The sequence below is a fragment of the Bradyrhizobium liaoningense genome, assembly GCF_018130785.1.
Taxonomy (GTDB): domain Bacteria; phylum Pseudomonadota; class Alphaproteobacteria; order Rhizobiales; family Xanthobacteraceae; genus Bradyrhizobium; species Bradyrhizobium liaoningense_A.
On record NZ_JAFCJT010000049.1, the window covers coordinates 1 to 9,899 of the forward strand.

Annotated in this window: 11 protein-coding genes; 7 read left to right on the top strand and 4 right to left on the bottom strand. The window is 59.2% G+C overall.

Annotation, left to right across the window (positions count from 1 at the left end):
* The 4 genes from JQ627_RS39885 to JQ627_RS38595 form a co-directional block, all read right to left on the bottom strand.
* A partial coding sequence (locus JQ627_RS39885; RefSeq protein ID WP_409363845.1) for an alpha/beta fold hydrolase occupies positions 1–281 on the bottom strand: 281 nt, incomplete at its 3' end.
* A 259-nt stretch (positions 282–540) separates the two neighbouring features.
* Complete coding sequence (locus tag JQ627_RS38585) at positions 541–1,053, bottom strand: phasin family protein (RefSeq protein WP_212489548.1); 513 nt, start codon at positions 1,051–1,053, stop codon at positions 541–543.
* A gap of 349 nt (positions 1,054–1,402) precedes the next feature.
* Positions 1,403–2,587 carry a PHB depolymerase family esterase gene (locus JQ627_RS38590; protein WP_212489549.1) on the bottom strand — a complete coding sequence of 395 codons (1,185 nt, stop codon included), beginning with the start codon at positions 2,585–2,587 and terminating at the stop codon, positions 1,403–1,405.
* A gap of 3 nt (positions 2,588–2,590) precedes the next feature.
* Positions 2,591–3,010, bottom strand: coding sequence for a CopG family transcriptional regulator (locus JQ627_RS38595; RefSeq protein WP_212489550.1), 420 nt, complete (start codon positions 3,008–3,010; stop codon positions 2,591–2,593).
* A 330-nt stretch (positions 3,011–3,340) separates the two neighbouring features.
* Between JQ627_RS38595 and JQ627_RS38600 the strand changes: the two genes are divergently transcribed.
* The 7 genes from JQ627_RS38600 to JQ627_RS38630 are packed head-to-tail and all read left to right on the top strand — an operon-like array spanning position 3,341 to position 9,773.
* Positions 3,341–4,246, top strand: coding sequence for an STAS domain-containing protein (locus JQ627_RS38600; protein WP_212489551.1), 906 nt, complete (start codon positions 3,341–3,343; stop codon positions 4,244–4,246).
* Between the two features lie 2 nt (positions 4,247–4,248).
* Positions 4,249–4,638: an STAS domain-containing protein gene (locus JQ627_RS38605; protein ID WP_212489552.1), complete on the top strand. Its 390-nt coding sequence runs from the start codon at positions 4,249–4,251 to the stop codon at positions 4,636–4,638.
* Positions 4,619–5,023 (top strand): anti-sigma regulatory factor, encoded by a 405-nt coding sequence (locus JQ627_RS38610; RefSeq protein WP_212489553.1) that lies wholly within the window; start codon positions 4,619–4,621, stop codon positions 5,021–5,023. The genes JQ627_RS38605 and JQ627_RS38610 overlap by 20 nt, the downstream gene beginning before the upstream one ends.
* A 1-nt stretch (position 5,024) precedes the next feature.
* Positions 5,025–6,014 (top strand): ATP-binding SpoIIE family protein phosphatase, encoded by a 990-nt coding sequence (locus JQ627_RS38615; protein ID WP_212489554.1) that lies wholly within the window; start codon positions 5,025–5,027, stop codon positions 6,012–6,014.
* A gap of 5 nt (positions 6,015–6,019) precedes the next feature.
* Positions 6,020–7,789 carry an ATP-binding protein gene (locus JQ627_RS38620; RefSeq protein WP_249143744.1) on the top strand — a complete coding sequence of 590 codons (1,770 nt, stop codon included), beginning with the start codon at positions 6,020–6,022 and terminating at the stop codon, positions 7,787–7,789.
* Entirely contained in the window at positions 7,786–9,417 is a 1,632-nt protein-coding gene (locus JQ627_RS38625; protein ID WP_212489556.1) for a response regulator, read from the top strand. The genes JQ627_RS38620 and JQ627_RS38625 overlap by 4 nt, the downstream gene beginning before the upstream one ends.
* Positions 9,414–9,773 (top strand): response regulator, encoded by a 360-nt coding sequence (locus tag JQ627_RS38630; protein ID WP_212489557.1) that lies wholly within the window; start codon positions 9,414–9,416, stop codon positions 9,771–9,773. The genes JQ627_RS38625 and JQ627_RS38630 overlap by 4 nt, the downstream gene beginning before the upstream one ends.
* Positions 9,774–9,899: the final 126 nt, after the last annotated feature.

A 9,899-nucleotide genomic window follows, 5' to 3' on the forward strand; every position in this document is an offset into this window, starting at 1 on the left:
AGCGCCAGCGATTGCCACCAGCGTTCCCTAGGAGTGGCCGAGCCCACGGGATTGCGCACTCCAAGCCGATCAAGAGCCTTCGCGAACAAGGAAGCTTGCGTTGTGGGCGTCCAGATGCGCGTGCGCGGAAGGTCGCTATAGCCAAACCCTGGCCGGTCGAAGCAAACGACGCGATAGTTGTGGGCCAGGCGGTCGATGAAACAGGACCACGCAAGGCGCGGCGGCACTGCGTCGCAATAGGTAAAGACGCCGATAGGCGGAGTTTTTCGCTCCGCTGTCACCTGAACGCGATGTTGCCGAGAATCAGACAACAGGTCCCGCCAAAACCATCAGCGGAACGGCTTCAGTTGTGGACATGGTGTCCACCTACATTCCTGATCGCAGGTCCCTCGGATTGACGGCACCGAGCCCACTAAGGGTTGCTGATTCCGCTCCCTCGTTGTGAGCCGCACTCCCCAGCCGAAAGCAAGCAACCATGATCAGCGCGTGCGTGATCCGCGTTTGCGTCCATCCTTTGCCGCAGCGGAGTACGGCTTGCAGTTATCGTCCCGGCAGAGCCGTGAGCTCTCGGGGCGGCTTGATGCGCCAGAACGGATATGCCGCCAATTCTTTCGAATGCTGCCCGAACATATCGACCCGTCTGCGAGTAAACTCCGTAATGACGGCGGAAAACTCAGCTGGTGACCTGATCGTCCCAAGTCTCAGGCCGAAATCAAAAGCAAATTGCACGTTGGCCTGAGCTATCTCAAGAAGCTTTGCTTGGTAAGCCTGCATGTTTGCCGTGGCTAAAGCTAAGCCTTTCATTGGATCGCTATCAATCATTCTCTGACTGAGATCATCTGGCAAGGCATCCACCCGAGAATCAATGATAGGAACCTCGTGTCTAGCATCATCATGAAGCTTAAGAGGCGGTTCAATCGAGGCTGCCGCAACAGAGCGAAGAAGATTCTCTTTCGGGCTTTTAACGATGGCCTGCTTGTTCCGTTGGGCCCGCGCGGCCATTTTCGGATTGCGGGCGCGCTTTGACACTGGTGCCGGTTTGCGTTTGCTCATCTGACGCTCCAAGAATATGGCGGTGCGACTACAACGGTCATTTCTGAACGGACAACAGGCTTTGTGATGTGGCGTTCCAAACCCGCGCATTGTTGAAGTCCCGCACGAACTGAGATCAATCGCCCGTTCTGCGATGTGACGATGATTTCAGGTAGCAACTCCAACCAACAAACGTCTCGCTGGCGATCTTCCAGACCGAAGCTCAACGGCCGTCGACCTGAGAACTATTAGCTCTCCGCTCGTTGCGCTCTCCAAAGGCCGCTTTAAGTTGCGGCGACTAGAGGCCGGCAAGCTGATCGGAAGCTCGGCGACGTGTTCGAGGACAACCTGAGCGCCCTGTGAAGCCAGGCTACCCACCGAGCGAATGCTCGAGGAAGAAGCGCAGCATTTCCCTCGTCGCATCCGGCCCTTGCGGATCAGTGTAGGACCCGGCGGGACTGCCGCCTGACCACGCGTGTCCAGCGCCATCGATGTTCCATTGTTCGGAGATCGCCCGACCGGCCCCGTCGATCAGGACGGTGCGAGTATAGGCATGGCCGTGGGGTACGCGTCCGCGAAGTACCTTCGTCGTCGACCTCGTTGCCCTGGCGAACTGCTCGAGTATCTGATCGCCATTCTTTGGATGCACCGTAGTGTCGCGATCGCCATGGAAAACGATGGTCGGCACAGAAGTTTTGCCATCCGCAATTGCCTTGGAGCCGCCTCCCTGCCGCATGGCGACGAACGCGGAGGGAAGATCGCTCGCGGCTCCGCACGCGAGGCCTGAATGAATACCGACCGCCGCATACAGGTCGCTATACGTTGCGCCCATGATGGCGGCGGCGGCCCCGCCGGCCGACAGACCCGCGACGTATACGCGCTGCGGATCGATCGCATGGTCGCGCATGATCTGGCGGGTAATGCCGGCGATCATCGAGGGCTCGCCCCCGCCGCGGCGCTGGTCTCCGGTGCGAAACCAGTTCCAACACTTCGACTGGTTGGCTCCGCTCGGCTGCTCAGGATAGACCACGAAGCAATTCTGCTCTTCCGCCAGGAAGTTCATCCGGGTGCCGGCCGCGAAATCGTCCGGCGACTGGGTGCAGCCATGAAGCATGACGATCAGGGGAAGCCGTTGTCCCCGACAGCGGCTTGGGATGAACAGCTTGTAGGCCCGGCTTCCCGCGGCGTTACTGAAGGTACCGGCGATAAACCGTGTGCCCTTGGGCACGATGTCCGATGGGGACAGAGGAGCGCGCGTGATCGGACTTCGCAGTCCGAGCCCGGAAAAATCCCCCATGCCGTCGAGCGGTAAGGAGCGCTTGCGTCCAGAGCGGGCCGGCGAGATCTGCGGAGCTTCCCGCTCCCCGACGACGTCGGCCGTGGCGTCGATGGTAAGCGGATCGAGCAACGGAAACCGAGCATGAGTGGCGTTGCGATGCTTTGGTTTTGGAGTGCTACCGCCGTGGAGCATACGCTGCAGGAGCGCCGTGGCCTCGACCAGTTGGCCGGCACGCGTGAGGCGGGTTGCTTCGCGGACTATGTCGTGATTCAGCATCGTTCACCTCGTTCTGTCGGCGAGAGCGGCCTTGACCGCGGGAGTGGCGTGAAGGGCCCCCAGCACCGAGACCGACGCGATTGTGGCGCGAGCCAACTCGGGAGTGACGTCCTGGGCGATGGTGGCTAAGCCCAAAACATTGATCTGCAGCATTTCGCCGGCGCGCCGCGCCGCTTCGAGATCCTCGCGAGTGTAGTTGCGCAGCCCGAGGTTCAGGTTCTTCCGGGCCGTTGATTGTCTGACGACCTCTAGGTGGCGCTCGAGCTGGTTCCGGATTGCCGTCCGGATGAAATCGGTCCGGTTCGAATAGAACCCTTCCTGCACCATGAGATCGACATGACCGAGGTCGACATAACCAAGGTTGATCGTGATCTTCTCGGTGTCGGGGGCCTTGGGTCGCAGCTCGCGCACATTATCAGCCATAGGGAGCACTCATCTCTACCATCCCTGTGGATGGTCATTGGATGTTATTTAGATGGTTTGGCGCGCCTTTCAAGGGATGGAGCGGATAGACCCGCACCATGTTCCTCATCTACTGCTTCTGACAATCTGCCGGTGCGCCGGAACTCGATGGAACCAAACGTGTTTTGCTGAGTTAAACGGGGGTGTTTGGGGCGAATAGCACGCGGCATCCAACCTTCGGCGTGCTCTTCCGGCTGAAAAAGTCAACTTATTCAGACACATAAAGGCTGCGCGCCGCGGGCAGTTTGCTTGCCGAGTCGCGTGGCGAAGTTTGCGTGATGGAGATTGCCGATGACGGATGTAGCGGGAAGTGACATTGCGTCACTGGTATCCCGGAACGAACAGACAATTCTTCCCGAATGGCTTGAGCTGCAGAAGAAAGCCGGGACCCTTAACACCGGCCGCATTTCCGAAGGCGAACTGCAATCTCAGTCCCAGAACTTCCTTCATCTGCTTCGCGACGCGCTGGCTAAGGGTGGAAACGACGTTTCCAACCCCGTTTATGAGCCGGCCAAGGCCATGCTCAATGATCTCTCCCGATCCCGGGCGTTGCAGGGCTTCACGCCGAGTGAAACCGCCACCTTCATTTTCTCACTCAAGGAGCCGCTGTTCAACGCGCTCAATCGCGACCAGACGCTCTCGCCAGAGAAGATCGCCGCGACCGTCTGGACTACAACCTTGCTGCTTGATGAGCTCGGTCTCTTCACGCTCGAAATCTTCCAGAAAAGCCGTGAAGAAGTGATCATCCGCCAACAGCGCGAAATCGCGGAGCTGTCGACACCAGTTGTAAAGCTGTGGGACGGAATTCTTGCGCTGCCGCTGATCGGCACGCTGGACAGCCAGCGCACCCAGGTCGTGATGGAGAATCTACTTCAGACCATCGTCGATGATGAAGCAGAGATCGCTATCATCGACATTACGGGTGTGCCTACTGTCGATACCCTCACCGCACAGCATCTTCTCAAGACCGTCGCCGCCGCCCGTCTGATGGGAGCGGATTGCATGATCAGCGGTATCCGGCCGCAGATTGCGCAAACCATGGTGCATCTCGGCGTTGAATTGAACGTTATCTCGAAGGCGACACTGGCGGACGCTTTCGGGCTCGCGCTTCGCCAGACCGGACGCACGGTCACCCGGATCAAGAAGGGAGAGTGGCAAGCCGGTCTTAAGCCGAAGGCTGGCGAGCAAGGTGCGTAACGATGGATCGCATTCCTATCCTCAAATTCGGGAACGCGCTTCTCGTCACCATACAGGTCGACATGCACGATCGGCTCGCGACCACGCTGGAAGAAGATCTGACCAGCAAGATCGTTGCGCATAGCGCCAGGGGTGTGTTGATCGATATCTCGGCGCTGGAAATCGTCGACAGCTTCATCGGCCGCATGCTCGACAATATCGCGGCCGTTTCCCGTATCCTCGATGCGGACACTGTTGTCGTCGGTATGAGGCCAGCGGTAGCGATCACTCTTGTCGAATTGGGCTTGTCACTTGCCGGCGTCAAGACCGCGCTGAATGTCGAACGGGGCATGGCCCTGATTGAAGGTCGCCTCTCCGAGTCGGAGGCAGACGATGCCGACGACGAAGACTGAGCGGGTGGAGATCAGGCAATCCGACGACGTCGTGCGGGTCAGGCAACAGACCCGCACACTCGCGGTCGAGGTCGGCCTTAGCCTGGTCGATCAGACCAAGATTGTGACCGCCTCGAGCGAACTGGCGCGCAACACGCTCGACTATGGCGGCGGGGGCGAAGTGGTCCTGGAAATTCTTGACCAAGCCGGACGGCGGGGGCTTCGCCTCACCTTCGAAGACCGGGGGGCGGGAATTCCAGACATCGAACAGGCGCTCAAGGACGGCTTTACGACGGGCAAGGGCATGGGCTTGGGCCTTGGAGGCGCCAAGCGCCTTTGCAATGAATTTTCGATCGCCTCAAAGCCCGGCGAAGGCACAAAAGTCATCATTGCTCGTTGGAAGTGAAATGAAATCGGTTGCTGTCAACGATCAGAGCGGCGTCGCGGAGGCAAGGCGGACAGCAACCGATCTGGCCGGCCGAACAGGCTTGACGGAAGTGGAGACCGGCAAGCTGGCGCTGATCGCGACAGAACTTTCGACCAATCTCGTCAAGCACGGCTCAGGCGGCGAAATCCTGGTCGGCGCATATGAGGATAACGAAAGCAAGGGCATCGAGATTCTTGCACTCGACAAGGGCGCCGGGATGAGCAACGTCGCGGCCTGTCTGGAGGATGGCTATTCAAGCGCGGGCACCGCTGGCCATGGCCTTGGCGCGGTGATCCGCCAGTCGCATTTCGTCGATATTGGCTCCTGGCCCGGCCAGGGTACCGCAGTGCTGGCCCGCGTCGCTCCGGGAAAACCCCAACCCGGTAAGCCGCCGAACTCGCCGACCTGGGGCGGCGTTTCCGTCGCTAAGGCAGGCCAAGACGTCTGCGGTGATGCATGGACCGTATCCAATACGGGAAACCTGCGAACCTTGCTGGTCGCCGATGGTCTGGGGCACGGACCGGATGCCGCGGAAGCTTCTGTCGCGGCCGTACGGCTGTTCCATCGCTACAACGGCCACACGGTGGCTAACCTTATGGATTACGTCCATGGCGGGCTTCGGTCGACGCGCGGAGCCGCAGTATCGATCGCGCGTTTCGACCCCGTCGCAAGAAAGATTATTTTCTCGGGTGTCGGAAACGTTGCCGGCATGATCGCTACTCCGGGTGAGACGAGACGAATGGTCTCGATGGCGGGCACCGCCGGCTTCAACGCTCGGAAAATCCAGTCTTTCGATTATCCTTTCGAGCGTGGCCTCGTGATCCTGTATTCCGACGGACTTGCGTCGAGTTGGACGGTGGATCGGTACACCAATCTGGCGAGCTTGCATCCTTCGCTGATCGCCGCAATCCTCTATCGCGACTTCACCCGCCATCGCGATGATGCGACGGTGCTTGTGGCCAAGTGGTGACGGGCATGGCGGCGGCTTCCAAATTCTGGCCAATCGTCACGATGCCGATCGAGAATGAGGGCGACGTCGTTGCAGTTCGTCAGCGCGCGCACCGCGTTGCCGAGTTGTTGGGATTCGACCGCCAGGACCAAACGCGTATCGCGACCGCGGTCTCCGAACTTGCACGCAATGCCTTCGGATACGCCGGCGGTGGCCGCGCCGAATTCGCGCTCGATGCGACCGCCTCTCCGCAAAGTTTCGTGGTCCGCATCTGCGACAAGGGACCCGGTATCGCCGACCTCCAGACAATTCTCGACGGGCAATACCGCTCCTCAAGCGGCATGGGGCTTGGCCTGGTGGGCGCACGCCGCCTGATGGATACATTCAATATCGATTCAAAGGTCGGCAAAGGTACCACGGTTGAGGTCGGGCACAAGCTCCCCAGTCGCCTCGAGCCGTGGCCACGCGCCAAACTGACCGAGATCGCTTCCAACCTGAAGAAGGAAGCCTCATCCGACCCCCTTACCGCTTTGCGCGAGCAAAACCGCGAGTTGATGCAAAGCCTGGAGGAACTGAGGCGCCGCGAGGATGAGAGTGAACAGCTCAATCAGGAGCTGGGGGACACCAATCGCGGCGTGGTCGCGCTCTATGCCGAACTCGACGGTCGCGCCGAGCAGTTGCGGCAGGCGAGTGAACTCAAGACGCGATTCCTGTCGAACATGAGTCACGAGTTCAGGACCCCGCTGAATTCTGTGTTGGCACTTTCGCGCCTCCTACTGGACCGAATCGACGGCGAGCTGACACCCGAACAGGAACGTCAGGTCGGCTATATCAGGCGTTCCGCAGAAAGCCTGTTGGAACTCGTTAACGACATGCTCGATCTCGCCAAGGTCGAGGCCGGCAAGGCGGACGTTAAGCCGGTGCGCTTTGCTGTTACGAGTCTGTTCGGCGCGCTGCGAGGTGCTCTCAGGCCGCTGCTAACCACCTCATCGGTCGAGCTTCTATTTGAGCCGGCGCAAGATCTGCCGACGCTCTACACCGATGAGGCCAAGGTTTCCCAGATCCTGCGCAACCTAATCTCAAATGCGCTGAAGTTCACCGAATCCGGCGAAGTGCGGGTAACGGCTCGGATGGGTGAGGACGAACGATACGTGATTGTTACGGTGCGAGACACAGGCATCGGTATCGCCCCGGAGGATCACGAACGCATCTTCGAGGAATTTTCGCAGGTTCATACGCGGCTGCAACGGAAGGTAAAAGGTACGGGTCTCGGCCTACCGCTGTCGCGCTCGCTGGCGCGGCTGCTGGGCGGCGACTTAACCGTCGAGAGTGTGCCAGGACAAGGCTCCGTCTTTACTCTGGAGATACCGGCCTCGGCGGGTGAGCCTGATCGCGAGAGCACTTCGTCTCTGGGTAACGATGGCAAGAGCGTGCTACTGATCGATGATGACGAGACGTTCCGCTATGTACTGCGGCAAATCGTCGGAAATGAGTCCCGTTACGAATTTCTGGAGGCGAGCGGTGGTGAGGAAGGCCTCAAACTAGCCCGCGAGAAGAAGCCAGACGTCATAATCCTAGACCTGCAGATGCCTACGGTAGACGGATTCACCGTTCTGCAGCAGCTTGGCGCGGACCAGCGAACCAATGCCATTCCTGTCGTCGTATCGACGTCGATGACAATTGACGACACGCTCCGATCTCGCCTTCCCGATCATATCCGCCTAATATCCAAGAATGCAATTTCTCGCGAAAGCGTTTCCTCTTTCCTGCGTGACGCCATCCAGAGCAGCACATGAGTACGGACGAAAGGATCATCGTCCTGAATGTGGACGATCTCGAAGCACAGCGATACGTCAAGACGCGCGATCTGCACGCCGGTGGATTTGACGTGATCGAGGCGAGCACTGGCGCGGAGGCGCTTCGACTGGTCGAAAAGCACAAGCCCCCCGTCGTGCTGCTAGATGTGCAGCTGCCTGATATCAGCGGCTTCGAGGTTTGTGCGTTCATCAAGCAGAAGTGGCCCGAGGTAATGGTTTTGCAGACGTCGGCGACATTCACGACGTCGGAGGACCGAATCCTTGGCTTGAACGCCGGCGCTGATTCCTATCTGGTTCAACCCGCCGAGCCGCTCGAACTGGCGGCCGCGATCAATGCGTTGCTCCGCATTCGCCGCTCAGAAGACGCCCTCCGTATACTGAACGCATCGCTCGACAAGCAAGTGCAAACGCGCACCGCCGAACTCGCCGACGCCAATCGACAACTCAAGGAGGAAATGGCGCAACGGCAAAAGGCCGAGGCCGAGTTGCTTCAGGCGCAAAAAATGGAAGCGGTCGGCCAGCTCACGGGTGGTCTCGCTCACGACTTTAACAATCTGTTGACCGCTGTCGTCGGAAATCTCGACCTGATCCGCACCCGCGCCACCGAGCCCCGCATCACAAGGCTTGCCGAGAATGCCTTCAAGGCTGCGGAACGTGGTTCAAAATTGACAGCTCAACTGTTGGCGTTCTCACGAACCCAAAAGCTCGCGACCGGTTCGATCGACATCAACCGCCTTATCGAAGGAATGTACGAATTCCTGAACCAGTCTCTCGGTGCGAGCGTGTTGATTGAGCTCAAGCTCGATCCCGGCGCTCCGGTCGTCATCGCCGATGGCAACCAGCTCGAAGTCGCCATTCTTAATCTAGGTATCAATGCCAGGGATGCGATGCCGGACGGCGGACAGCTTGTGATTTCGACAAACGGAGATCCGGATGACCCTCGCAAGGTCATCGTTGCGGTGACCGATACAGGGACGGGCATGCCACCCGAAGTCATCGCGCGTGCCTTCGATCCGTTCTTCACGACCAAGCCGCCGGGCAAGGGCACTGGTCTTGGGCTCTCCCAAGTGTACGGCCTTGTGCGTCAAATGGGTGGTAACGTGGACATCGTTAGTCAACCCGAGGAAGGCACGTCGGTGCGGCTTCATCTTCGCCGCGGCCTGGTCGCCTCTCACTCAGCTATCGAGGCTGCGCCGATGTCTGAAGCTGGGCAGTCTGAAACCATTCTGATCGTGGACGATGATCACGATGTTCGCTCCATCATGACGAGCTTCCTAACCGAGATCGGGTATGTCGTCCATGAGGCCGAACGGGGTGACAAGGCGCTTGCCTTGCAAAAGACATTGAAGCCGCAATTGATGATTATCGACTTCGCCATGCCCGGCACTAATGGCGCCGATGTCGTCAAGTCTGCCCGGGCGTTGCAGCCATCGCTTTCCGTTCTCTTTGTCAGCGGGTACGCCGATTCTGCGGCGCTTGAAGCAGCAATGGGAACGGCGCCATTCCTGCGCAAGCCTTTTTTACCGGCCGAACTAGCGGCTGCGGTTAGGACCGCGCTTGAGCAAGGCCAATCGCCTGCCGCAAGCGGGGAAGGATCGTTGGAATGACCCTTTCGATCTTCCTCGTTGAAGACGAGGCGGTGATCCGGATGATGATCGCCGATATGGTGGAGAGCCTTGGTCACCAAGTCGCTGCCGAAGCGGGAGACATTGACCCGGCGCTAGAGCTGGCGCGATCGGCCGCGTTCGATTTTGCCATCATCGATATGAACCTGCATGGCCACATGAGTTTTCCCATTGCCGATGCTATCGCCGCTCGTCACATCCCCTTTATCTTTGCATCGGGCTATGACTCGGCCCGAGCGGCTGACCAGCATCAGAAGGCACTAGTGCTGCAAAAGCCCTTCACCATCGACAGACTTCAAGCAGCAATTGATGAAGCGGTACAAGCTCAAAGAATCTGACTCCCAGGGGATTTGTGCCTCAAGCGGCAAGGCCTCAATGTCTGCTTTAGGTCTTGGCCGTGTAAAAACGGCCTTACTGGGCCGTCAGTCTTGAAGCCAAAACTGAGCCGACCTCAGGCCACGATC

Excerpts from the sequence above, each read along its gene's own strand:
- JQ627_RS38585 (WP_212489548.1), bottom strand. The coding sequence starts at position 1,053 with ATGAGCAAACGCAAACCGGCACCAGTGTCAAAGCGCGCCCGCAATCCG.
- JQ627_RS38590 (WP_212489549.1), bottom strand. The coding sequence starts at position 2,587 with ATGCTGAATCACGACATAGTCCGCGAAGCAACCCGCCTCACGCGTGCC.
- JQ627_RS38595 (WP_212489550.1), bottom strand. The coding sequence starts at position 3,010 with ATGGCTGATAATGTGCGCGAGCTGCGACCCAAGGCCCCCGACACCGAG.
- JQ627_RS38600 (WP_212489551.1), top strand. The coding sequence starts at position 3,341 with ATGACGGATGTAGCGGGAAGTGACATTGCGTCACTGGTATCCCGGAAC.
- JQ627_RS38605 (WP_212489552.1), top strand. The coding sequence starts at position 4,249 with ATGGATCGCATTCCTATCCTCAAATTCGGGAACGCGCTTCTCGTCACC.
- JQ627_RS38610 (WP_212489553.1), top strand. The coding sequence starts at position 4,619 with ATGCCGACGACGAAGACTGAGCGGGTGGAGATCAGGCAATCCGACGAC.
- JQ627_RS38615 (WP_212489554.1), top strand. The coding sequence starts at position 5,025 with ATGAAATCGGTTGCTGTCAACGATCAGAGCGGCGTCGCGGAGGCAAGG.
- JQ627_RS38620 (WP_249143744.1), top strand. The coding sequence starts at position 6,020 with ATGGCGGCGGCTTCCAAATTCTGGCCAATCGTCACGATGCCGATCGAG.
- JQ627_RS38625 (WP_212489556.1), top strand. The coding sequence starts at position 7,786 with ATGAGTACGGACGAAAGGATCATCGTCCTGAATGTGGACGATCTCGAA.
- JQ627_RS38630 (WP_212489557.1), top strand. The coding sequence starts at position 9,414 with ATGACCCTTTCGATCTTCCTCGTTGAAGACGAGGCGGTGATCCGGATG.